Source organism: Helicobacter himalayensis (assembly GCF_001602095.1).
In the GTDB taxonomy this organism is placed as follows: Bacteria; Campylobacterota; Campylobacteria; order Campylobacterales; family Helicobacteraceae; genus Helicobacter_F; species Helicobacter_F himalayensis.
In genome coordinates, this window is record NZ_CP014991.1 from 759,555 (window position 1) to 784,879 (window position 25,325).

General features: G+C 40.7%; 15 protein-coding genes and 2 pseudogenes. 14 read left to right on the forward strand and 3 right to left on the reverse strand.

Annotated elements, in window-relative coordinates; all coding sequences use genetic code 11:
• Positions 1–73: 73 nt before the first annotated feature.
• The 12 genes and pseudogenes from A3217_RS03780 to A3217_RS03830 all read left to right on the forward strand — a co-directional run bounded on the left by A3217_RS03780 (position 74) and on the right by A3217_RS03830 (position 18,838).
• Positions 74–8,737 (forward strand): DNA-directed RNA polymerase subunit beta/beta', encoded by an 8,664-nt coding sequence (locus A3217_RS03780; protein ID WP_066388120.1) that lies wholly within the window; start codon positions 74–76, stop codon positions 8,735–8,737.
• 108 nt (positions 8,738–8,845) lie between these two features.
• Positions 8,846–9,235, forward strand: coding sequence for a 30S ribosomal protein S12 (gene rpsL / locus A3217_RS03785; RefSeq protein ID WP_066388123.1), 390 nt, complete (start codon positions 8,846–8,848; stop codon positions 9,233–9,235).
• Between the two features lie 13 nt (positions 9,236–9,248).
• Positions 9,249–9,716 (forward strand): 30S ribosomal protein S7, encoded by a 468-nt coding sequence (gene rpsG, locus A3217_RS03790; protein ID WP_066388126.1) that lies wholly within the window; start codon positions 9,249–9,251, stop codon positions 9,714–9,716.
• 95 nt (positions 9,717–9,811) lie between these two features.
• Positions 9,812–11,890 (forward strand): elongation factor G, encoded by a 2,079-nt coding sequence (gene fusA / locus A3217_RS03795; RefSeq protein WP_066388129.1) that lies wholly within the window; start codon positions 9,812–9,814, stop codon positions 11,888–11,890.
• 28 nt (positions 11,891–11,918) lie between these two features.
• Positions 11,919–12,920 (forward strand): glycosyltransferase, encoded by a 1,002-nt coding sequence (locus A3217_RS09335; protein ID WP_066388131.1) that lies wholly within the window; start codon positions 11,919–11,921, stop codon positions 12,918–12,920.
• Between the two features lie 32 nt (positions 12,921–12,952).
• Positions 12,953–13,972 (forward strand): glycosyltransferase family 10 domain-containing protein, encoded by a 1,020-nt coding sequence (locus A3217_RS03805; protein WP_066388132.1) that lies wholly within the window; start codon positions 12,953–12,955, stop codon positions 13,970–13,972.
• Positions 13,973–14,047: 75 nt separating this feature from the next.
• A complete protein-coding gene (locus tag A3217_RS03810) occupies positions 14,048–14,512 on the forward strand; it encodes a glycosyltransferase family protein (protein WP_066388134.1) in 465 nt (154 codons plus the stop codon).
• The gene (locus A3217_RS03815; protein ID WP_231860292.1) at positions 14,502–15,569 is read left to right on the forward strand and encodes a glycosyltransferase family 4 protein; all 1,068 of its coding nucleotides are present in this window, start codon (positions 14,502–14,504) and stop codon (positions 15,567–15,569) included. Before A3217_RS03810 ends, A3217_RS03815 begins: the two co-directional genes overlap by 11 nt.
• Before the next feature lies 1 nt (position 15,570).
• Positions 15,571–15,951, forward strand: a pseudogene (locus A3217_RS08770) (glycosyltransferase family 2 protein); the annotation flags it as partial.
• Positions 15,952–16,020: 69 nt separating this feature from the next.
• Positions 16,021–16,323, forward strand: a pseudogene (locus tag A3217_RS09675) (glycosyltransferase family 2 protein); the annotation flags it as partial.
• A 680-nt stretch (positions 16,324–17,003) separates the two neighbouring features.
• On the forward strand, positions 17,004–18,413 hold the full coding sequence (locus A3217_RS03825; RefSeq protein WP_066388138.1) for a glycosyltransferase family 4 protein: 1,410 nt from the start codon (positions 17,004–17,006) through the stop codon (positions 18,411–18,413).
• Positions 18,414–18,424: 11 nt separating this feature from the next.
• A complete protein-coding gene (locus tag A3217_RS03830) occupies positions 18,425–18,838 on the forward strand; it encodes a glycosyltransferase (protein WP_257722285.1) in 414 nt (137 codons plus the stop codon).
• Here the strand turns inward: A3217_RS03830 and uvrA are convergent.
• Positions 18,829–21,684 (reverse strand): excinuclease ABC subunit UvrA, encoded by a 2,856-nt coding sequence (gene uvrA / locus A3217_RS03835; protein WP_066388143.1) that lies wholly within the window; start codon positions 21,682–21,684, stop codon positions 18,829–18,831. The two genes, A3217_RS03830 and uvrA, sit on opposite strands and share 10 nt — an antisense overlap.
• Positions 21,685–21,859: 175 nt before the next feature.
• Complete coding sequence (locus A3217_RS03840; protein ID WP_231860276.1) at positions 21,860–22,648, reverse strand: FkbM family methyltransferase; 789 nt, start codon at positions 22,646–22,648, stop codon at positions 21,860–21,862.
• A gap of 140 nt (positions 22,649–22,788) precedes the next feature.
• On the opposite strand from A3217_RS03840, the gene A3217_RS03845 reads away from it, so the two are divergent.
• Together A3217_RS03845 and A3217_RS03850 are read left to right on the forward strand one after the other, a co-directional pair.
• Positions 22,789–23,190, forward strand: a complete 402-nt coding sequence (locus tag A3217_RS03845) for a hypothetical protein (protein ID WP_066388145.1) — start codon at positions 22,789–22,791, stop codon at positions 23,188–23,190.
• Between the two features lie 164 nt (positions 23,191–23,354).
• On the forward strand, positions 23,355–24,464 hold the full coding sequence (locus tag A3217_RS03850) for a Cj0069 family protein (RefSeq protein ID WP_066388148.1): 1,110 nt from the start codon (positions 23,355–23,357) through the stop codon (positions 24,462–24,464).
• 307 nt (positions 24,465–24,771) lie between these two features.
• Here the strand turns inward: A3217_RS03850 and A3217_RS03855 are convergent, their stop codons facing one another.
• On the reverse strand, positions 24,772–25,209 hold the full coding sequence (locus A3217_RS03855; RefSeq protein ID WP_066388149.1) for a Dps family protein: 438 nt from the start codon (positions 25,207–25,209) through the stop codon (positions 24,772–24,774).
• Positions 25,210–25,325 lie beyond the last annotated feature (116 nt).

Consider the following 25,325-nt stretch of genomic DNA (forward strand, 5'->3'; position numbering starts at 1 on the left):
AGTCTTTGTTAAGAAAAAAAAGAGATTTCTTTAGAGTGTTTGCTCTTAAAATCTACTACACAAGGTTGGATAAATGTCAAAACAAACAAAGCTAAAAAATAGACTCCGAATCGATTTTACTAAGAATCCACAACTTCTTGATGTCCCTGATTTACTTTCACTTCAAAGAGAAAGTTACAATGATTTTTTATCCGCAGATTCTACAAAAGAGAGCGGAATTGAAAAAGTTTTTAAATCAATTTTTCCTATCCAAGACGCACAAGGGCGCATTACTCTAGAATACGCAGGATGTGAGTTTGGCAAGCCCAGATATACAACTACGGAAGCTATGGTGCGTGGCATTACTTATGCTATTCCTTTAAAGATGAAAATCCGCCTTATTTTTTGGGAAAAAGACGAAAAAAGTGGCGAAAGACTTGGTGTAAAAGATGTAAAAGAACAAAATATTTATGTGCGTGAAATTCCACTTATGACGGATCGCACAAGCTTTATCATCAATGGCGTAGAGCGTGTGGTGGTAAATCAGCTCCATAGAAGTCCGGGCGTGATTTTCAAAGAAGAAGAGTCAAACACTTCTTCAAATAAGCTCATTTATACCGGGCAAATTATCCCTGATAGAGGCGCGTGGCTGTATTTTGAGTATGATTCAAAAGATATTTTATACGCACGCATTAATAAGCGCAGAAAAGTGCCTGTGACAATTATCTTGCGTGCGCTTGGCTACACGAAGCGGGATATTATCAATATTTTTTATCCAACACTTAAGGTGCGCGCGGAAAAAGATAAATACCTTGTGCCTTTTAGCGTAGAAAATATCGGTGTGCGCGCGGAATTTGACATTAAAGATTCTAAAGGAAATCTCCTTGTGGCTTCTGGCAAAAAACTCTCAAGCAAAAAGGCAAAAGAACTTAAAGAGCGCGAAAAAGAAATCGGGTGGATGGAATATCCGAGTGAAAATCTTACGCATAAATATTTGAGTGAGGCGATTTTCGATAAAAAAGGCGAACTTTTGTTTGATGTCTTAACCCAGATTGATGAAAACAAACTTGCAAAACTTAGCGAGCTTGGTATTAGGGAATTTAGCATCGCAAATGACAGCGCGCAAGGATTAGACAACTCAATTATTAATTCTTTTGCAAGTGATGCCGAAGCATTGCGCCTCTTAAAGCAAAGCGAAAAAATCGACGATGAAAATGAGCTATCAGCGATTAGAATCTACAAAGTTATGCGTCCCGGCGAGCCTGTGACAAAAGAAGTGGCAAAGAATTTTGTGAATCAACTTTTCTTTGACCCAGAGCGCTACGACCTTACACGTGTTGGGCGTATGAAAATGAATCACAAGCTCGGACTTAGCGTGCCTGATTATATTACTGTGCTTACGCATAATGACATTATCGCAACCGTGAAATATCTAATGAATGTGCGTAATGGTGAAGGGCATATCGATGATAGAGATCACTTAGGAAATAGACGTATTCGTTCTATTGGTGAGCTTTTGGCAAATGAGCTTCACACGGGTTTGGCAAAAATGCAAAAGGCTATCCGTGATAAATTAAGTTCGCTTAATGGCTCATTTGAGAATCTTATGCCACACGATTTGATAAATTCTAAGATGATCACAAGCACGATTATGGAGTTTTTCACCGGCGGGCAACTTTCACAATTTATGGATCAAACAAATCCACTTTCAGAAATCACGCATAAGCGCCGTTTGTCTGCGCTTGGTGAGGGTGGGCTCGTGAAAGAGCGTGTGGGTTTTGAAGCGCGCGATGTGCATCCTACACATTATGGTAGAATCTGCCCAATTGAAACACCAGAAGGGCAAAATATTGGTTTGATAAACACTCTTTCTACTTTTACACGCGTAAATAATCTAGGTTTTGTCGAAGCACCCTATCGCAAGGTAAAAGATGGCAGGGTGACAGATGAAGTCGTGCATTTAACAGCAACACAAGAAGAGGGTATTATCATCGCACCTGCTTCAACGAAGCTTGATAAAAACGGCAATATCATTGAGGATTTAATCGAAGCGCGCAAAGATGGTGAAATTATCCTTGTAGAGCGCTCAAAAGTCGAGCTTATCGACTTGAGCGCGCGTATGCTTGTGGGTGTAGCGGCATCACTCATTCCATTCTTAGAGCATGATGATGCAAACCGCGCGCTTATGGGTTCGAATATGCAACGACAAGCAGTGCCCTTGCTTTCTCCTGGCGCGCCAGTGGTTGGCACAGGGATTGAGCAAGTTATCGCGCGCGATGCGTGGGAAGCTATCAAGGCAAAACGTGGTGGCGTGGTGGAAAAAGTAGATTCTAAAAGTATTTATATTCTAGGTGAAGATGAAAATGGTGCGTATATCGATCATTACTCACTTTGCAAGAATCTGCGCACGAATCAAAATACTTCTTTCTATCAAAAGCCAATTGTGAAAAAAGGCGATAGCATAGAAGCGGGGCAAGTTATAGCTGATGGTCCAAGTATGGATAATGGCGAATTAGCGCTAGGGAAAAATATCCGCGTAGCCTTTATGCCGTGGAATGGCTATAACTTCGAGGACGCTATCATCGTAAGTGAGCGCTTAATTAAAGAGGATACTTTTACTTCCGTGCATATTTATGAAAAAGAAATTGAAGCAAGAGAGCTAAAGCACGGCACTGAGGAGATTACATCTGAAATCCCGGGTGTGAAAGAAAGCGAAGTAACACACCTTGATGAAAGTGGGATTGTGCGCATAGGTACTTATGTTTCACAAGGTATGATTTTGGTTGGGAAGGTTTCACCAAAAGGCGAAGTGAAGCCAACGCCTGAAGAGCGATTGTTGCGCGCGATTTTTGGCGAGAAAGCCGGTCACGTGGTGAATAAATCACTCTACTGCCCGCCATCATTAGAGGGTGTGGTTGTTGATGTAAAAATATTCACTAAAAAAGGTTATGACAAAGATGCGCGTGCGATAAGTGCATATGAGCAGGAAAAATCAGTGCTTGATATTGAGCATCACGATAGACTAACAATGCTCAATCAAGAGGAAATGATGAGAATCACCTCAATGCTTGCAAAAGAAAAGCTAAGCGCAGATGCAACAATTGGAGACAAGAAATTTAAAAAAGGCGAAAAGGTTGCAAAAGAAGATATTGCGAATATTAACCGCTTTGCACTCAATACGCTTATTAAAAGCTATTCTAAAGAAGTGCAGGCAAAATATGAAGTGCTTAAAACGAATTTCTTAGAGCAGAAAAAAGCACTTGGCGAAGAGCACGAGGAAAAACTCTCGATTTTAGAAAAAGATGATATTTTACCAAGTGGTGTGGTGAAGCTTGTAAAAATTTACATTGCCACAAAACGCAAGCTCAAAGTCGGCGATAAAATGGCTGGGCGTCACGGAAATAAAGGTATCGTTTCAAATATTGTGCCTATGGTGGATATGCCCTACACAAAAGATGGTGAGCCGATAGATATTATTCTCAATCCTTTGGGTGTGCCAAGCCGTATGAATATCGGGCAGATTCTCGAAGTGCATTTAGGGCTTGTAGGGGTAAATCTCGGGCGTCAGATTGAAGAACTTTTCCACTCACAGCAAAAAGATTGGGTGAAGGCTTTGCGCACAAAAATGCTAGAGATTTCAGAAGTTGTCAATAGCGATGTTCCTAGCACTACGGAGTTTTTGAAAAAAATCTCAGATTCTGAACTCATTGCCTATGCGCGCGATTGGAGCAATGGCGTGAAGTTTGCAATTCCTGTGTTTGAGGGAATCGAGCAAGAGCGCTTTGATAAACTTTTCAAGCTTGCAAAAATTGATATGGATGGGAAAAGTGAGCTTTACGATGGTAAAACCGGCGAGAAAATGCTCGAGCGCGTAAATGTGGGTTATATGTATATGCTAAAACTTCATCACCTAGTCGATGAGAAAGTACATGCACGTTCAACCGGACCTTATAGTCTCGTTACGCAACAGCCTGTGGGTGGAAAGGCACTTTTTGGTGGGCAGAGATTTGGGGAAATGGAAGTATGGGCGCTTGAAGCCTATGGTGCGGCACATACTTTGAAAGAAATGCTTACAATCAAATCAGATGACACAGAAGGGCGCAAAGAAGCCTATAAGGCAATTACAAGAGGCGAGCCTGTGGGAGAATCTAAGATTCCAGAAACTTTCTTTGTGCTTACAAAGGAATTGCAATCACTTGTGCTTGATGTAAAGGTTTATAGCGATGAGCTTGACGAAAATGGCGCACCAAAGCAACTTATGATTAAAGAGGACAATCGCCCTAAAGATTTTAGCTCATTCCAGCTTGTGCTTGCAAGTCCGGAGAGCATTCTTTCGTGGAGTAAAGGTGAGGTTAAAAAGCCTGAAACAATCAATTATCGCACGCTTAAGCCTGAGCGTGATGGATTGTTCTGCGCAAAAATCTTTGGACCTGTGCGCAATTATGAATGCCTTTGCGGTAAATACAAAAAAATGCGTTATCGTGGCGTGGTGTGCGAAAAATGCGGTGTGGAAGTCACAGAAGCAAAAGTGCGTCGCTATCGTATGGGGCACATCGAACTAGTTGCGCCTGTGGCACATATTTGGTATGTAAGCTCATTGCCTAGCCGTATAGGCACATTGCTTGGTGTGAAAATGAAAGATTTGGAGCGTGTGCTTTATTATGAAGCCTATATTGTTAAAGAGCCCGGCGAGGCATCTTATGACAATGAAGGCGCAAAGCCAATCCTTAAATACGATATTTTAAATGAGGAGCAGTTCCAAAATATCAACCAACGTTTTGCGGACAAAGGCTTTGTTGCGCAAATGGGTGGCGAGGCTGTGAGAGATTTGTTAGAACAGCTTGATTTAACAGAGCTTTTGCAAAGCTTGCGTCAAGAAGCCAAAGCTACAAGTTCGGAGGCAAAGAAAAAGACCATTGTAAAGCGCTTAAAAGTAGTAGAAAGCTTTATAAACTCTGGCAATCGTCCGGAGTGGATGATTCTTACTATTTTGCCAGTGTTGCCACCAGATTTGCGCCCGCTTGTAGCGCTTGATGGCGGAAAATTCGCGGTAAGTGATGTGAATGATCTTTATCGTCGCGTGATTAATAGAAATCAGCGCCTAAAACGTCTTATTGAGCTAGATTCGCCAGAGATTATTATTCGCAATGAAAAGCGTATGCTTCAAGAGGCAGTCGATGCGCTTTTTGATAATGGTAGAAATGCAAATGCAGTGAAAGGTGCAAACAAACGCCCACTTAAATCTTTGTCTGAAATTATCAAAGGCAAGCAAGGAAGATTTAGACAGAATCTTCTCGGTAAGCGCGTGGATTTCTCAGGAAGAAGCGTTATTGTTGTGGGACCAAATTTACGCATGGACCAGTGCGGATTACCAAAAAATATGGCGCTTGAGCTTTTCAAACCGCATCTTTTTGCAAAACTTGAGGAAAAGGGCTATGCAACAAACCTTAAGCAGGCTACAAAGATGATTGCACAGAAAAATAATGAAGTATGGGAATGCTTGCAAGAAATCGTGCAGGATTATCCAGTGCTTCTAAACCGCGCACCGACATTGCATAAGCAGTCAATCCAAGCCTTCCACCCAACTCTTATCGATGGCAAGGCAATTCAGCTGCACCCGCTTGTGTGCTCAGCGTTTAACGCAGACTTTGATGGCGACCAAATGGCGGTGCATGTGCCACTTAGCCAAGAAGCGATCGCAGAGTGCAAGGTGCTTATGCTTAGCTCGATGAATATTTTGTTGCCAGCTAGTGGCAAGGCAGTTGCTGTGCCTAGTCAAGATATGGTTTTGGGACTTTATTATCTTTCGTTAGAGAAAAAGGGCGCAAAAGGCGAGCACAAGCTTTTTGCAACAAGTGAAGAAGTGATGATTGCGATTGATTTAAAAGAGCTTGATATTAACGCGAGAATCCGCACGATTGAAGATAAGAGAATCATTGAAACCACTGCAGGTAGAATGATTATCAAATCAATCCTGCCAAAATTTGTGCCAATCGCACTTTGGAATAGAATCTTAAAGAAAAAAGATATTGGTGCTTTGGTGGATTATGTGCATAAAAATGGCGGGCTGGGCGTTACAGCGAGCTTCCTAGATAATCTTAAGAATCTCGGCTTTAAATACGCGACAAAAGCAGGAATCTCAATTTCTGCGGCTGATATTATTATTCCAAAAGACAAGCAAAAGCGTATTGATGAAGCAAAGGTTGAGATTAAAAAAGCTCAAACACAATACGATCAGGGCTCGCTAGCTGACCAAGAGCGCTACAACAAGAGTATTGATATTTGGACAGAGACAAGTGAGGCTATGGGGAAAGAGATGATGAAAATCATCGCAGAGGATAAAGGCGGCTTTAACTCTATTTATATGATGGCAGATTCTGGAGCGCGTGGTAGTGCAGCGCAGATTCGTCAGCTTTCGGCTATGCGCGGACTTATGACAAAGCCTGATGGCACAATTATTGAAACACCTATTACCTCAAACTTTAAAGAGGGCTTGAATGTATTAGAGTATTTTAACTCTACGCATGGCGCGAGAAAAGGGCTTGCAGATACTGCGCTTAAAACTGCGAATGCTGGATACCTCACAAGGAAACTTATTGATGTGAGTCAAAATGTGAAAGTGGCGATTGAAGATTGTGGCACACATGAGGGCGTAGAAATTGCAGGTATTACTATCGGTAATGATTTGATAGAATCTCTAAGAGAAAGCGTGCAGGGCAGAGTGCTTGCAAAAGATGTTATTGATCCAATTACAAATGAGATTCTTTGTAGCGAGGGGACTTTGATTGATGAGGAAAAAGCAATAAAAATTGAGGAAGCAGGAGTGAAAAGCGTAACAATTCGCACACCTGTAACCTGTAAAGCACCAAAAGGTGTGTGTGCAAAATGTTATGGGCTTAACCTCGGAGAATCTGCTATGGCAAAACCCGGTGATGCTGTGGGCGTGCTAGCAGCGCAAAGTATCGGTGAGCCCGGAACGCAGCTTACGCTTAGAACTTTCCACGTTGGTGGGACAGCGAGCAGAAGTGCAGAAGAGCGCCAAATCGAAGCAACCAAGGAAGGCTTTATCCGTTATTACAATATTAAAACCTTCACTGGAGAAGATGGCAAAAAAATCGTTGCAAACCGTAGAAATGCCGCAATATTGCTTGTTGAGCCAAAATACAAAGCTCCATTTGATGGCGTGGTGCAGGTAGAAAATGTGCATAATGAAGTGGTGGTGAGTGTTATCGGTGAAGAGCAAAAAGTGCAGTTTAATCTCAATAAAGATTCTGTGGCAAAATCCGGCGAGCTGGCAGGTGTAGGCAATAGAGTAGATGGCAAGTTACTTATTCCGCATTCAAGTGGTTACAAGGTTGCAGCTGGCGGGAGTGTGGTTGATACCATTAAAGATGGCTGGAATGTCCCACATAGAATCCCTTATGGAAGTGAGCTTAAAGTCGCAGACAACGAGCCAATCGCTTGCACTATCAAAGCAAAAGAAGAGGGTATTGTGAAATTTTACTTCCTCAATGGCGCGGTGCTTGAGCGTTACAGAGAAGTGAAAAAAGGTATGATTGTAGAGGAAAAAGGGATTTTTGCTGTAATTGCTGATGAAAACGACAGAGAAGCCACAAGGCATTATATCGCGAGAAATTCTAAGATTCTCATCAATGATAATACGAAGGTGGATTCTGAAAGCATCATTTCTGGACCAATCTCACAAGAAAGCGTCATTATCGCAGAGTGGGATCCTTACAGCAACCCGGTTATTGCTGAAACAGCAGGCAGAGTGGAATACAGAGACATTATTTCTGGGCTTACCGTGAGTGAGCAAGAGGACGAAGTCACAGGAAGCAAGAGCCTTGTTGTGAGTGAATATATCCCTGCGAACTTTAAGCCCGCCTTGGTGCTTATTGACGCACAGAATAAGGAGCATTTCTATCCTTTAGAAGCTAAAACAGCTATTTTGGTGCAAGATGGTAGCAATGTGAAGGAAGCGGAGATTCTTGCTAAGACACCTAAGGCACTTGCAAAATCAAAAGATATTACGGGCGGTTTGCCTCGCGTATCTGAACTTTTTGAAGCAAGGAAGCCAAAAGATTCTGCCGTGCTAGCTGAAATTGATGGGCTTGTGAGCTTTGGTAAAGCGGTACGCGGAAAAGAGCGCATCGTGATTACTGCCGAAGATGGGCGCGTGGCGGAGTATGCTGTAGATAAAAATAAGAGAATCCTTGTGCGCACAGGTGACTTTGTCCATGCGAGTGAGGCGATGACTGATGGCGTGGTTTCAAGCCATGATATTTTGCGCATTGCGGGTGAAAAGGCGTTGCATAAATATATCGTAAGTGAAGTACAGCAAGTCTATCGCCGACAGGGCGTGAATATCGCGGACAAACATATTGAAATCATCGTTTCTCAAATGTTGCGTCAAGTCAAAATTGTAGATAGTGGCGATACGAAGTTTATTGAAGGTGATTTGGTAAGCAAGCGTCATTTCAAAGAAGAGAATGAGCGCATACTAAGGCTTTCAGGAGAGCCAGCAATCGCTGAACCGGTGCTTTTGGGTATCACAAGAGCGGCTATCGGTAGCGATTCTGTGATTTCTGCGGCGTCCTTCCAAGAAACAACAAAAGTCCTCACAGAAGCAAGTATCGCAGCAAAAACTGATACGCTTGATGATTTGAAAGAAAATGTCGTGCTTGGTCGTATGATACCGGTGGGAACAGGGCTTTATCGCCACAAAAAGTTTAAGTATCGAAAAAATGTAGGAGAATAAGGCGAGTTTCTAACCTCTCTAAGATTTATAAAAGCTTTTACGAGGTATAATCGCGCCATTTTTTACTGCAAAAAACAAAATCTAAAATCTAAAGGAAAGGATTGACCAGTGCCAACTATTAACCAGCTTATTAGAAAAGAAAGGAAGAAGGCAATTAGAAAGACAAAATCTCCTGCATTGCTAGAATGCCCACAAAGAAGGGGTGTTTGTACACGTGTTTATACTACAACACCTAAGAAGCCGAACTCAGCACTTAGAAAAGTTGCAAAAGTGAAGCTCACTTCAAAATTTGAAGTGATTAGCTATATTCCGGGTGAGGGGCATAACCTCCAAGAGCACTCAATCGTGCTTGTGCGTGGTGGGCGTGTAAAAGACTTACCGGGTGTGAAGTATCACATTATTCGTGGTGCACTCGATACTGCGGGTGTGGCGAAGCGAACTGTTTCGCGCAGTAAATATGGTACGAAAAAAGCCAAAGCCGGCACAGATAAAAAATAAATAAGGAAATAATATGAGAAGAAGAAAAGCTCCTGTCCGAGAAGTGTTGGGTGATCCAATTTATGGTAACAAGGTAGTTACAAAATTTATCAATAAAATGATGCTTGATGGTAAAAAAAGCGTAAGCGAAAAAATCATCTACGCTGCGTTTGATAAAATCGAAGAAAAGAGCGGCGAAAAGGGTATTGAAATATTCCAAAAAGCTCTTGATAAAGTGCGCCCACTCGTAGAGGTGCGTTCTCGCAGAGTTGGTGGCGCAACTTATCAAGTGCCCGTAGAAGTGCGCGTAGCACGCCAACAATCGCTTTCTATTCGTTGGATTCTTGAAGCTACAAGAAAACGCAATGAGCGCACAATGGTAGAGCGTTTGGCAAATGAGTTGATGGACGCTGTAAATGATAGAGGTGCAGCATTTAAGAAAAAGGAAGATGTGCATAAAATGGCAGAAGCAAACAAAGCTTTTGCACATTATCGCTGGTAAGCTTAGGCTTATTGTAGAATCCGCGGGTCTTGTTGTTTGAGATTCTAAAACGGCAGGCTTGCAAGCTCCCAAAAACTATATAACAAGGAATTCCTATGGCAAGAACTACCCCACTTCAGCGTATTAGAAATATCGGTATTGCAGCCCACATTGACGCGGGTAAAACGACGACTTCAGAGCGCATTTTGTTTTATACAGGCGTTAGTCATAAAATTGGCGAGGTGCATGATGGCGCGGCGACAATGGACTGGATGGAGCAAGAAAAAGAGCGCGGAATTACGATTACTTCTGCGGCGACAACTTGCTTTTGGAAAGATTATCAAATAAACCTTATTGACACACCCGGACATGTGGATTTTACTATTGAGGTTGAGCGCTCTATGCGTGTGCTTGATGGTGCTGTGGCGGTATTTTGTTCCGTTGGTGGTGTGCAGCCACAGAGCGAAACCGTTTGGCGACAAGCAAATAAATATGGCGTGCCAAGAATGGTATTTGTCAATAAAATGGATAGAATCGGAGCAAATTTCTACAATGTAGAATCTCAAATCAAACAACGTCTCAAAGCCAATCCAGTGCCAATTAACATTCCTATTGGTGCGGAAGAGAATTTCAAGGGCGTAGTTGATTTGGTGCAAATGAAAGCTATTGTATGGAATGATGAATCTATGGGTGCAAAATACGACATAGAGGAGATTCCAGCAGAGCTTGCAGACAAAGCAGCGGAATATAGAGAGAAACTTTTAGAATCTGTTGCTGAGCAAGATGAAGCGTTAATGGAAAAATATCTCGGTGGCGAGGAATTAAGCATTGAAGAAATTAAAAAGGGCATCAAATTAGGTTGCCTCAATATGAGCCTCATTCCAATGCTTTGTGGTTCAAGCTTTAAAAACAAGGGTGTGCAGACTTTGCTTGATGCGGTAGTGGATTTTCTTCCTGCGCCAACTGAAGTTGCAGAGATTAAGGGAATCAATCCAAAAGATGAAAGTGAGCTAAGTGTAGAATCTAGCGATAATGGCGCATTTGCAGGACTTGCATTTAAAATTATGACCGATCCATTTGTCGGACAGCTCACTTTCGTGCGTGCTTACCGCGGAAAGCTAGAATCTGGAAGCTATGTGCTAAATTCTACAAAGGGTAAAAAGGAGCGCGTGGGACGCTTGCTTAAAATGCACTCTAACAAAAGAGAGGATATTAAGGAGATTTATGCGGGTGAAATTTGCGCGTTTGTGGGATTGAAAGAAACGCTCACAGGTGATACACTTTGCGATGAAAAAGCACCGGTGGTTTTGGAACGTATGGAATTTCCAGAGCCTGTAATCCATATTGCGGTTGAGCCAAAAACAAAGGCTGACCAAGAAAAAATGTCAATCGCACTCGGTAAGCTCGCAGAAGAGGATCCAAGCTTTAGGGTAAGCACGCAAGAAGAGACGGGACAAACACTTATTGGTGGTATGGGTGAATTACACCTTGAAATCATCGTAGATAGATTAAAGCGCGAATTTAAAGTGGAAGCAGAAGTCGGACAGCCACAAGTGGCATTCCGCGAAACTATCCGCAGCAGTGTCGAGCAAGAATGCAAATATGCTAAGCAATCCGGTGGGCGCGGACAATATGGGCATGTGTTTATTAAGCTTGAGCCAAAAGAGCCGGGCACTGGATATGAATTTGTGAATGATATTAGCGGTGGTGTGATTCCAAAAGAATACATTCCTGCGGTGGATAAAGGTATCCAAGAGGCAATGCAAAGCGGTGTGCTAGCGGGTTATCCGGTGGTGGATTTCAAGGTTACGCTTTATGATGGAAGCTATCACGATGTGGATTCTAGTGAAATGGCGTTTAAAATCGCCGGCTCAATGGCATTTAAAGATGCGTGTCGCAAAGCAAATGCGGTGTTGCTTGAACCACTTATGAAAGTTGAAGTTGAAGTGCCAGAAGAATATATGGGCGATGTGATAGGTGACCTTAACCGCAGACGCGGACAGATTAACTCAATGGACGACAGAATGGGGCTTAAAATCGTCAATGCGTTTGTACCTTTGGCTGAGATGTTTGGCTATTCTACGGATTTGCGCTCTGCTACACAAGGGCGCGGGACTTACACGATGGAATTTGACCATTATGGCGAAGTGCCAAATAACATTGCTAAGGAGATTATGGAAAAACGTAGTAGCTAGTTAAGTTGTATTTTTAGAAAATATTGCTATGAATCAGCCGAAAATTAGCGTTGTAACCATTGTTTATAATGATATTGCACATATCAAAGAAACAATGGATTCTGTAATCAATCAAAACTACCCACATATTGAATACATTCTCATCGATGGTGCGAGCACTGATGGCACGCGCGAGTGTATAGAATCTGCCCTGCGAGAAATCGCGCTAGATTCCAGCCTTTTGGTGTGTGAATATCCACTAGAAGCAAGCATTGCAACGATTGGTAGTTTTAGTAAAGAGGAGTTAGAGAATCTTGCTACTTTAGATTCTGCGATTTTAAGCAAGGAAGCATCTTTTAGCATCAAATATGACACCCCTAGCTTTTATCTGCAAGGCACACGCAAAGACAATCCATATTTTACTTTTAAATTCTTAAGTCAAAAAGATAGTGGAATCTATGATGCTATGAACAAAGGTATTGATCTTGCCAGCGGGCAGTGGTGTAATTTTATGAATTGTGGCGATAGATTTTATGCAAATACCAGCATAAGAGAGCTTTTTGAAGCCTTCTTCTTAGAGTATGGGGGGGGGGATAGAATTGGAGTTATTTATGGTGATGCTTGTATCATGTATAGCCCCATAGAATCTAAAATTTTGTATTCTAAAACTACCAATCACAAATATCATCATCATTTTATTCATCAGAGTGCTTTTATCGACACCGCTCTTATTAAATACACAAAATATAATCAAAACTTTAGGATTGCAGGCGATACGGATTTTTTTACTAAGGCTTATAATGCAGGTGCAAAATTTCTACATTTTGATGTTGTGATAGCTAGGTTTAATGTTGAGGGTGTGAGTTCTAGTCTTTCGTGGCAGATGTTTAAAGAAGATTGTCAAATAGGTTATAAGTATAATAAATTTTATCCTATTTGGTATGGCTTGCGTTACGCATTCTATATTGTTCCGCGTGTATGTGTGCGCAATGCAATACCGCAAAAATGGCGCAACAAAGCGCGTGTGACATTTGGTAAAAAACATACATAAGAGATTTTTTAAATAAGTTTAAGGGCAGGGTTATGAAGCAAATCCGTATTCATTTTTGCGATTTTGGCGATATGCAAGGTATTGCGAACTATTTTATTGATTTTTTGGGCAATCATTTTGAAGTGGTGCTTGATGACAAGACGCCACAATATGTGTTTTATTCAGTTTTTGGTAGCAGTGAAATCTTAAAATACAAAGACTCTATACGGATTTTTTACACAGGAGAGAATCTTTGTGCAGATTTTGATTTATGTGATTATGCGATTGATTTTAATCATTTAGAATTTTTTGACAGGCATTTACGCTATCCACTTTATTTATTTTACAAGGAAGATTTTTTGCGTGCGAGCAAAAAACATCAGAATATTACACCACAAATTTTGCAAGAAAAAACGCGATTCTGTAACTTTGTTGCAAGTAACAATATTTTTGCTGAGAGTTTTAGAGAAGAGGCTTTTTATGCTCTAAATTCATATAAGCGTGTAGATTCTGGAGGGAGATTTTTAAATAACATTGGCGGTAGAGTGAAAGATAAATTTGCATTTCAAAGTGAGTGTAAATTTTCTCTTTGTTTTGAAAACTCTTCAACACCCGGATATATTACCGAAAAGCTCATTCAAGCAGCTGCTGCTAAGAGTGTTCCTATTTATTGGGGTGATGAGCGTGCGTGCTTGGCATTGAGTGAGCGGGGGGGGGGCATAAATAAAAAAAGCATTATCTTTGTGCAGGATTTGGAGCAAATGAAAAAAGAAGTGGAGAGGCTCGATAATGATGATGAGGCATTTTTGGCAAAACTGCGCGAGCCACTTTTTTTGGATAAAAATCACAGCGAGTTTTTTGACGCACAAATGGAGGGATTTTTATTGCATATTTTTACTCAAGATTTTACTAAGGCTTTTAGGCGTGGAAAGGGAATGCGTTTGAAAAAAGAGGCAGAATATCAAATTTATGTACGTATTCGAAATTTTATCAAGAGCGTATGTAGTGTGAGACATTTGGGATTATTTAAGGCTTTGCGTGCAAGAAAAAGCACTATAAGGAAAGGGCAATGAGTGCAACTAGATTATAAGATTTATTTAAGTAGGGTTTGATACAATCACACCCCAAAAATCATAGTAAGGAATGCAATGCGGGAAAGGCAAGTCCATAATATAAGTGTGGTTTATGGAGATACAATGCTTCTCTTAAGTCAAAATCACAATAAAATTCCACACATAAAAAGCAACCCTGCATATCGTATGCCATTTTGTCATCAAAGTGCCTTTGTTAAGACTTCGTTGCTTAAACAATATCGCTTTGATACAAGTTTTAAGATTTGTGCTGACAATGCTTTTTTTACAACGATTTATAACAAAGGGGAACGATTTTGTTATGTTGATATGGTTGTAAGTATGTATGATGTTTATGGGATTTCATCTAAGCCAAGTTGGCAGTATTTTAAAGAAGAAGCCCGCATTATTGCTAGGTATAATGTCTTATATCTTGTGCTTTTTTGTTTTAAATATTTCTTTATGGTTGCAAAATTTGGTATAAAATCCGTCCTGCCAAAAAAATTGAGTTTAAGGATTCAGAGTGTCTATAATGCAAAGTGATAGGTCAAAAAATGTCCTTATAGCCTCATTAACACGCAAAGGCGGAGGCTTTGAACATTACACTACTTCTATATTGCAACACTTTAGTCTGCCTTATACCATATATCAAAGCAAGTATGTGAATCCTGAAAGTAAAATTGCTCACGCTAAAACAATGATAACCTACACAAACAAGCTCACATTTGTGCTAAACTCCCTCTTTGTTTTGCCTTTCATATTTATCAAGCTTTGCTTCATCGCAAAGCGATACGATGTGCTTTATCTGCCACATTTTCATTTTTGGAATATTGTTTTCATTTTTGCTTTTAGGCTTCATAATAAGCCTGTTGTGCTAACAGAACACGATGGAATCGTGCATTTAGGTGATGAATTGCCCTTGCAACAAGCCCTCATTAATGCTTGTATTAAGCACTCCACACATATTATTTTTCTTACACATTATGTCAAATCCCTTGTATCCCCAAAACTACTAAAAGGCAAACAAATATCAATCATACCTCATGGCATTTTTGCGTTTGAAGGTCTGCATACTAAGCAAAAAACCTACAAGAATAAACCTACCTTACTATTTTTTGGACGCGTGAGTAAATATAAGGGTATAGAATTACTACTAGAAGCTATAAGCACGATACCTGAGACCTCCTTTGATAAGCTCATTATTGCAGGAAAAAGTAGCTATACATACAATATAGGCAACCTCAAAGAATTTGTTGTGAAAAAAATAGAGATTATTGATGCTTTCTTACCACAACAAAAAATTGTTGAGCTTTTTAATCAGGCTCATATTCTCATTATGCCATACCTTGAAGCAAGCCAAAGTGGTGTAGCTGCTGTTGGAATTGCTAATGCTATGCCTACAATATGCACTGATGTTGGTGGCTTAAAAGAGCAATTTATTTTAGCAAATAGCAATGGGGGGGGGGCAATAGTAAGCTCTGCGCTATCATTTGCCAACCGAATGCAAATGATATTGCTTCTTCCATTTTGCATTTGGCGAAGGATAGAACGCTTTATAATGCCCTTAGCCACGACCTCACCCTTTTGGCGGAAAGCTTAAAATGGCGCAACATTTCCGCACGCATTCAAAAGGTTATTCAGACAGCCTAACCCCATTTTTCTCTATCATTATCCCCACTTACAATGTCGAGCACTACATTGCAAGGTGTTTAGAATCTTGCATAAATCAAACCTTTAGTGATATTGAGATTCTCATTGTTGATGACTGCGGGAGTGATGATTCTATAAAAATCGCGCAGAGTTTTGCAGACAAAGATTCCAGAATCCGCATAATCCATAATCCTCGCAATCTCGGACTCTTTGGCGCACGACTAAGCGGAGAGAAAGAAGCAAGGGGGGAATATATCCTTCCGCTAGATTCTGATGATTATATCGAGCTATGTACCTGCAAAGTCCTCTACCGCGCGATTACACACACCAAAAAAGCACTCAATAATGTAAATTTTATCCCTAATCCTAACCTTGAAAATGTAATTGGGGGGGGGGGCAATATGAGTAAAATCTCTATTGTTATCCCCACTTACAATGTCGAGCGCTACATTGCAAGGTGTTTAGAATCTTGCATAAATCAAACCTTTAGTGATATTGAGATTCTCATTGTTGATGATTGTGGGAGTGATGATTCTATAAAAATCGCGCAGAGTTTTGCAGACAAAGATTCCAGAATCCGCATAATCCACAACGCGCAAAATCTAGGAACATTCAACGCTAGATTGGAGGGCATAAAGCACGCTTTAGGGGAATATCTACTATTTTTAGATGCTGATGATTATTTAGAGTTAAACGCGTGCGAGATGGCGTGGGGGAAAGTGGCTGGTCTTGCGAGAAATATGTCTGATGTTGGTTTAGTTCCAGTTGATGAGGATTTGCGACCAGATATTGTGTTTTTTGGTATGCGTTATGAGCCACCTACTTGGCAACGAGTAAGTCCCAAAGTCATTACAAACCCATTACGCAATGAGGAGGTTTTGTATGAAGTTTTCGCCCATTGTGCCACCCCGCCGTGGCACATATGGGCGAAGCTTTATAAAGCTTCGCGCATTGCGCTAGCACGCGATTTAATCGTGGCACATATGGGCGAAGATTCGCGCCTTACAATGGCAGAAGATGTATTGAAAAGTTTTTATATTTGTGCGCTTGCTACATCAAGTGTTGGTATAAAGGACAAGCTGTATGTATATTGTAGCTCTGATACTTCGATTACGCGTAAGATTGACACACAGACGCGCGATAAGAAAATCAGCGATATTACACGCGTGATAAATGAAATTAAGGGTTTAGATTCTGTTCCGCAAATTGCCAATAATCCCGCTTTTAAGCCCGCACAAGCAAAAACTATTAAAATCTTGCAAAGTGTTATAGAGCTAGAGCATCGCTATGATAGCCCAGAAATAGCTAGTGGGGGGGGGGCATTAAGTAGATGCTTGTCTCCATATCTAAGGGCTTGTCTTGCTTCGCTAAAATACTATCGCAAGTGGCAAACCTATGTGCGCATACTCGCTTATCTACTGAGCTTTGGGAAGAAGAAAATCTAGAGGCTGAGGGGCAATATAAACTTTTACACATCGCTTCAGATTCTGTGCGTGGTGGAGCCGAAAGTGTTTTTAGAAATACAATTCAGCAAACCTTGGAAAGCAACCTTTATAGTATTTATATTGCAAGCTGTGATGACCTTAAAAATTTACCTCAAAATATACAAGACACGCATTTTTGTAAGCTTGATGATTGGGGAAACTACCCAAAGCCTCTTGGAGCAATCAAATATATTTTTAATTTCAAAAACTATCGCTTGCTTAAATCTTTTCTTTTAAAAACCAAGCCAGATATTATTCATGTGCAAAATTATCTTTCGCGCTTGAGTCCAAGCATTCTTTTTGCTATACGGCATTATAAGCGTCATTTTCCAAATATACGCGTTGTTTATACAGAGCATGGTTTTGGACCTTGTCCTAATGGGGGGTTTTATAATTATGCACAAAAAAGTATTTGCACGCGCTGTATAGGAAAATCAAAATTTCAAATCGCTTTGAGAAATTGTGATAGGCGAGGGAGAATTTATTCTGTTCTGAAAGCATTGCGCGTGCCGTTTTATCTTGGGGTTTTCGATATGCGCAAGCTTTTTGACAGAATTATTTTTGTTAGTAGCTTCCAAATGCAAAAGCACATAGAGGATTCTTGGGAAAAATCAAAACTTGCTATTGTGCCAAACCCCATTGAAATGCGCTTTTTAAATAAACAAGTGAGTTTAAGTGATAAGTGTGATTTTGTAGTGTTTTTTGGGCGTTTAAGTCCAGAGAAAAATGTAGGTTTGTTGATTGAGGCGTTTGCCAAGGTGAGAGAAAACCCAAAATTTAGCAATTATAGACTTTTAATCATTGGTGATGGAGATGATAGAAAATCTTGTGAGAATCTCGCGCGCACTTTATTTTCTAAATCCGCACGCATAAATAATGCACACTCTTGCAGGAATACACTTTTGCCTTACACTTTTTTGGGGCAAAAGTCCCCGCAGGAGATTAGAGAGATTTTAAAAACCGCTAAATTAAGTGTTTTACCTTCATTGTGGTATGAAACCTTTGGGCTTGTGTTGGTAGAATCTATTTTGGCTGGTGTCATACCTATTACATCTAAACTTGGGGCTATGGAAGAAACGATAGAAAAATATTATGGCTTTAGTTTTGAGTTTAGCGAGCCTGCAAGGAATGCAAATAATGTAGAGAATTTGCAAGTTTTGTTGTGTAATGTATTGGAAAATTATGAGGATATTTTTAATGATTTCAAAACCAAGCGCGGGCAAATACTTCAGAATCTGCACAATGCAGAATTCCTAAAAAATCTCATAAAAGTTTATGAAACTCCTAGCGGGGGGGGGGCAATAGAGTAGTATGTATCGATATTGTCTTTGTTTGCCTTTATTTATCGGCTTTTGATAATAGAGAACATTCTGCAACATTTTCGTTTTTTTCGCATATGACGCCATTGCAATTGCGCCCTTTGTTGCGTGAAGCTAAAATTTGTGTAATGCCCACAAAATGTTTTGAAACCTTTGGTCTTAGTATTGTAGAGGCTACTCTTGCAGGTTGTATTCCTCTTGTGCGAGATATTGGCGCGCTTAATGAAACAGCCCAAAAATATGCTGGATTAGTATTTCCAGATAGCAAAGATTCTTGTTTTCTTGCTTCTAAACTGCAAGAAGTGCTGGAAGATTATCCGCAAAAATGGGAGGAATTTAGCAAAAGACGCGAGGCTGTTATTCAAACCTTGCAAACAAAAAACTATCGCGATGATTTACGCGCCCTCTATTTTTGATTTATTCTCTTTTGATTTAGTGTCCTCAACTCATTCTCCAAAAATTTCCCCGTGTAGCTACCGGTTTTTACGTGGTTTTTGGCAAGCATTGTTGGAGTGCCACAATCTACGATTTTACCGCCTTTATCGCCCCCTTCTGGTCCTATATCGATGATAAAATCTGCGTTTTTTATCAAATCCAAATTATGCTCAATCACAATCATACTATTGCCAAGCTCGACTAAGTGATGCAATACCTTTATGAGCTTATCGACATCGGCAAAATGCAGTCCTGTGGTCGGCTCATCAAGGATATAGAGCGTCTTTCCTGTGTCCTTGCGACTTAGTTCTTTAGCGAGTTTGACACGCTGTGCTTCCCCACCACTAAGCGTTAGCGCATTTTGTCCTAAATGGATATACCCAAGCCCAACCGCGCACAATGTGCTAAGCTGGCTTGCGATTTTTGGCACTTTGGCAAAAAACCCCAGTGCCTCTTCCACGCTCATTGCTAGCACATCAGCGATATTTTTGCCATTATAGTGGATTTCTAGCGTTTGTGGATTGTATTTTTTACCCCCGCACGCATCGCATTTTACCATCACATCGGGTAAAAAGTGCATTTCAATCTTTATCTCACCCTCGCCTTGACATTTTTCGCATCGCCCACCTTTGACATTGAAACTAAAGCGCCCCGCGCTATACCCGCGCAGTTTAGATTCTTTGACTTGGCTAAAAAGCGTGCGGATATGATCCATTACACCTGTATAAGTTGCAGGATTACTACGTGGCGTGCGTCCGATGGGGCTTTGATCAAGATAAATCACTTTATCTAATTGCTCTAGCCCCACGATTTCTACGCCATCGCATTTGTGGATTTTTTTAGCATTATTGAGAATCTCTTGCGCCGTTGGGAGTAGCGTTTGCAAAATTAGCGAGCTTTTCCCGCTTCCACTCACGCCCGTAACACAAACAAAGTTGCTAAGCGGGATTTTTAAGCTAAGGTTTTTAATGTTATTGATTGTTATATGCTTGATTTCAAGCCACTTTTCCTGCGCGCGATTGTGACGATGATCGATGAGATTCTCATTGTTCAAATAGCTTGCGGTGAGTGTTTTAGCCTTAAGTAATTGCTCCTTTGTCCCACTGAATACGACTTCTCCACCATTGACACCAGCGCCCGGTCCAATATCCACGATGAAATCCGCGTGTAAAATCGTTTCTCTATCGTGCTCTACGACAATCACACTATTGCCCTTTTCCTGTAATGAGCGCAAAGTCTTAATAAGCCGCAATGTGTCGCGCTCGTGCAAGCCGATACTAGGCTCATCAAGCACATACATCACGCCTGTAAGCCCACTTCCAATTTGACTTGCAATGCGGATTCTCTGACTTTCCCCACCGCTAATGCTCCGTGCATCGCGCCCAAGGCTAAGGTAGCCCAGCCCCACATCGTCAAGGAAAAAGAGGCGCTCTCTAATTTCTTTCAAAATCGGCGCAGCAATCATTGCTTGCTGTGGATTCAAATCTTTAAAATGCACGTCATCTTTGAAAAACGCAAAAACCTGTTCGATTGGCAAATCGATAATCTCGCCAATTCCAAGCCCACCGACTTTTACGCTTAGAGATGAGAGGTTTAGACGATGCCCTTTACAGGTGGGACAGGTTTTTTCAGTCGTGTAATCGCCTAAGTCCTTGTCATCTTTAAACATATCATACGCAATTTGGATAATGCCCTTCCACGGGCGCTCTAGTGTGCTTTTATTCCACTTAAAGCTCACTAGATTTGGCGCACCATATAAAAGGAGATTCTGCTTTTGAGAATCTAGCTCTTCAAAGCTTTTTTCCATATCTATGTCATACGCCTTGCAAAAGCCTGCAAACAGCTCGGCATAGTAGTTTTTGTTGTAACCAAAAATGACTTTTATCCCACCTTTTTTTAAAGGTTGCGATTTATCAAGGATTTTTTTTACATCAAGTGTGTATTTTACCCCAAGCCCTAGACAATCCACACAAGCGCCTTTTGGCGAGTTAAAGCTAAAGCTAAGTGGCTCTAGCTCTTCAAAACTCACCTTACAATTAAAACACGCAAAATGTTCGCTGTAATGGATATGGCGCGTTTCTTTTTGTGGTGTTTGGGGCAAAGTTTGCTCGATTTCAACCTCGCCATAAGATTCTTTAAGTGCTTTTTCAATGGCTTGAGCGATACGTGTGCTATTGTCGCTGTTTAGCACCACTCTATCAATCACCACCTTAATCGTGTGTTTTTTGTGTTTTGCAAGCTCGATTTCTTCATCTAGGCGCGTCATTACGCCATCAATTTGCGCACGCACGAAACCCTTTTGACGCAAAGATTCTATCTTGTCAGCAAATGAGCCTTTTTTCTCTTTCACAATTGGCGCGAGGATTATAAGGGTGGAATCTTGCTCTAGCTCTAGCACCTGCGCGATAATATCAGTTTGACTCATATGCGAGATTTTCTCCCCGCAAATGTGGCAGTGCTGTACCCCTATGCGCGCAAATAGTAGTCGCAAATAATCATAAATTTCAGTAATTGTCCCAACTGTTGAGCGTGGATTCTTAGAAGTCGTCTTTTGATCGATAGCAATCGCAGGCGTGAGCCCCTCGATTTTATCAACATTTGGCTTACCGACTTTATCGAGGAATTGACGCACATAGCTTGAAAGCGATTCGATATACCTGCGCTGCCCTTCTGCATACAGCGTATCAAAAGCTAGCGTGCTTTTTCCGCTCCCACTTAAGCCTGTAAAAACTACGAGTTGATTTTTGGGAATCTCTAAATTGATATTTTTGAGGTTGTTTTCTTTTGCGCCTTGTATTTGGATAAGCTGCAGGTTTTTGGTGTTCATTGTTTGCGCGCCCCCATCGCTTTTGTTGGAAAAAATAGTTTGAAAAACAAAGGCGCAATTATAGCATTTATTGCAAAAACTTAAGAACAGATTCTGTGTTCTTAAGTTTTGAAGTGATTCCTCTATCGCTTTTTAGCGTTTGTGTAGTAATCACGCTAAGAATCAAAAATAAGCTTTAAGGTTTGAGATTTTCTTTCATTGCGACATAATTTGTTGTAACAAATTGCTCGTAAAGCTCCTTGTATTCTGATATTTTGTAGAGTTTGTTATTTGGCAAGATTCTATAAATTGACATATTTATATCCTTGAAAAAATACCAAAAATCTTGGAAATAGGTTTTTGTGTCAATGTTGCACCCGCCAAATTCAAATGTTACAATGTCAATGGCATTTTTTGCAAATAATTCTAATGCGCCATTTAGGACATCTAACTCGTGCCCCTCGACATCAAGTTTGAGCAAATGGATATGCTCTATGTTGTGTTTTTTGCAATAAGCATTAAGTGTGCTTATATGCACCTTTTCACTTTGTTCGAAATTAATATTAAAATGATCCAATCGCCTTTTGGTGAGTGAAGCTAAGCCCGAGCCTTGTTCATTATAATAAAGCGTGGCGTCTTGCTCTTGCACGCCTAGCGCAAAATTATTGAGAATTATATTTTCATCGGTTTTTTTAAATCGTTGCGAAAGAAGTTTAAAAGTAGATGCAGAAGGCTCAAAGCAATGCAAGCTTGCTATTTGCCCCCCCCCCCCATTTAAGGCTTGAATACATAAGGTTGCATAATCGCCCTTATTTGCACCTACATCAAAAATGCAGTAAGGGGATTTGAGATTCTTTCTTAATATTTCAAAGACATAAGCCTCGCCACTAGAATTTACACCAGAACCTGAGCCAATGCCTGCGTGCAAAAGCATTTTTCTTGCGATTTGCTCTAGCTTATGCGTGTTAAATATTTTTGTTAGCATAAAAACTCCTTAATTTTATGATTAAGGGTAGCATTATAACGCAAAAGGCAATAGAATCTGGCATCAAAAACAACCAAAGAGTAAGACAATTTATTGTAGTATGGTTTCGTGTGTTTTGTAATGAATTTGGAGGGGATGAAATGGTAGAAAATGAAGCAATAAAAGGCGCAGTGAGCGATGAAGCGGGATTGAAGGAAGCCATTGCGAGTAACCAAAGCTCGATAGAAATCGAAGGGAATCTCGCACAAAAAGTAGTGCGGATAAAAGCCACAGGTGCGGTAGCATGGGTGATAGCAGTGGGGGCTGTGGTGGCTATTATCGCGCTTGTTGTAAGGACTTATTTTATATCACCTGCTACTTCAGGCGTGCTTGTAGCAATTCCTGTGGATTCTAGCGCGCAGGTAGATTCTGGTGTGCTAATCACGCTTGGGATTTTAGCGCTTGTGGCGGTTAGTGCGATAGTCATCGCAGCATTTAATAAGCTGCGAAAATATAGAGTAGAAAAACTTTCAAATTCTCGCGTGAGACTTAAGAAGAAGTAGGATTGTGTGTGCATTGTAAAGCAAAAATTGATAAAACTTGTTAATTTGCTACATAGTCTCTAAGTTTCGCCTAGAAAAGTGCTGGTTTTATATTCTTTTGCGCTGGCTTGTGATAGAGTGAAAGCTTCTTTAACTTGTAAGAAAATCAAACAAAAGGAGAGGCTATGAAAAAAAACATCGTGTTTTTTGAAGCGCGCGGAGGAAGTGATAAGGGGGCTGATGGGCATAGAAAAGATACTATGCCGATGGTAAATGCACTTAAAGTTAAGGGGTGGAATGCGGAAGTGGTGTTTTTCACCGATGAAATTTTGCGTGATGAAAAAGAGCGCAATAAAATCTATGAGTATGTGAAAAATACCGCTGATGGTTATGTTTCTCGTGTGAATCCGGGCAATTTGAAAGAAGAGCGCCTTTATTTTGATGTGTTGCGTAAGCTCTGTGCTGATGGACTAGTGGGTATGCCTCATCCTGATGCGATGATAGGCTATGGCGCAAAGGACGCTCTGACGAAGCTTGCTAGCACCGATCTTGTGCCTGATGATACCTATGCCTACTATGATCCAGCGGAAGCAAAGAGAATCGGCGTGGTTTTTGGCGAAAAACACGATTTTAAAAAGACTTTTCCAAAAACCTTAGCAAAAGGTGAGCGCGTATTGAAACAAAATCGCGGAAGCACAGGGGAGGGTATTTGGCGTGTGAGGCTTGAAAATGCGAGTGATTACAATAAGGTAGATTCTCTGCCACTTGATACCAAAATCATCTGCACCGAGGCGAAAGATAATCACACGGAAGAGCGCAAACTAGGTGAATTTATGGATTTCTGCGAGCATTATTTGGTGGGTGATAATGGTATGCTTGTAGATATGACTTTCTTACCGCGTATCAAAGAGGGTGAGATTAGAATCTTAATGCTTTATAAAACACCGGTTTATGTCGTGCATAAAAAGCCAGCAGAAGGTGGAGATGCATTCTCTGCGACGCTCTTTAGCGGGGCGAAATATCGTTACGATGAGCCAAAAGATTGGCAAGGTCTTATTGATTGGTTTTTGGTGCAGCTACCCGGAATCCGCGAAAAGCTAGGAAATTATGATTTGCCACTTATTTGGACGGCGGATTTTATCCTTGATACTGACAAAGATGGCAAGGATAAATATGTGCTAGGTGAAATCAACTGCTCTTGCGTAGGTTTCACAAGTCCCGCAGAATATATGGAAAAAATCGCTGTAATGGTGGGTGATAATATCGTAGATATTGTAAGCGAGAAACTCAAATAGCACCACTTCTTTAAATCTCATTTTTGGGCTTTTTGTGTTTGCGCAAAAGTCCAAAATGCAGGGATACCTATTAATTTAAAATCTCACAACAAGCCGAGATTTTGCTTTTGTAAAATCGCAATACATTGGTGGCGTGAAGCTAGGGCGTGAATTATTTACTTGGGTAAAGCTATACGAAAAATTCTTGTCGTGTCGCGTGTAAAGCTGAAAGTATGGTTGAAAGATATTTGAAGTTTGAAAAAAGCCCTAGATTCCAAAAGCAATGTTTGAATCTAGGTGAAATTGCAAGGAAGCCAAGTAGCCAAAACTAGCTAAGTTGTGCTTTTAGCATCCAAATTGCTTTTTGCAAATGTGCAACCTTGTCGTCTGCGTATGCTGCGCTTACTTTATCGTCTTGTGCGTCTGCATCGCTTGAAAGCTGTAAAAATGCTTTTAAAAAGTATTCATAATCGCTTAAAATCGCCTTTGCAATTGCTTGAGAATCAAAGCTTGTCGCGCTTTCCTCTTTAATCTTAGCAACTTTAATCATATCTGCAAGCGTCACATAAGGCACACCGCCTAGTTGCAATACACGCTCTGCGGCATCATCAAAGACATCTGCAAACTCCTCATAGATCTCTTGTGTCGCCTTGTGTGTGGGGTGGAAATCCATACCGCGCACATTCCAATGAAAATTATGCACCTTGACATAAAACACTTGCGCGTCTGCCTGAATCTGTTTTAATTGTTCGATAACTTTACTCATCGCTTCTCCTTTAATGTAAAATATTTCTTAGTAAGCTAAGAACTGGGCAAAATTCTAAACTAACTTTGTAAATGTTTTTTACTCATAAAATAATAATTTTTATCAATTATATTTTA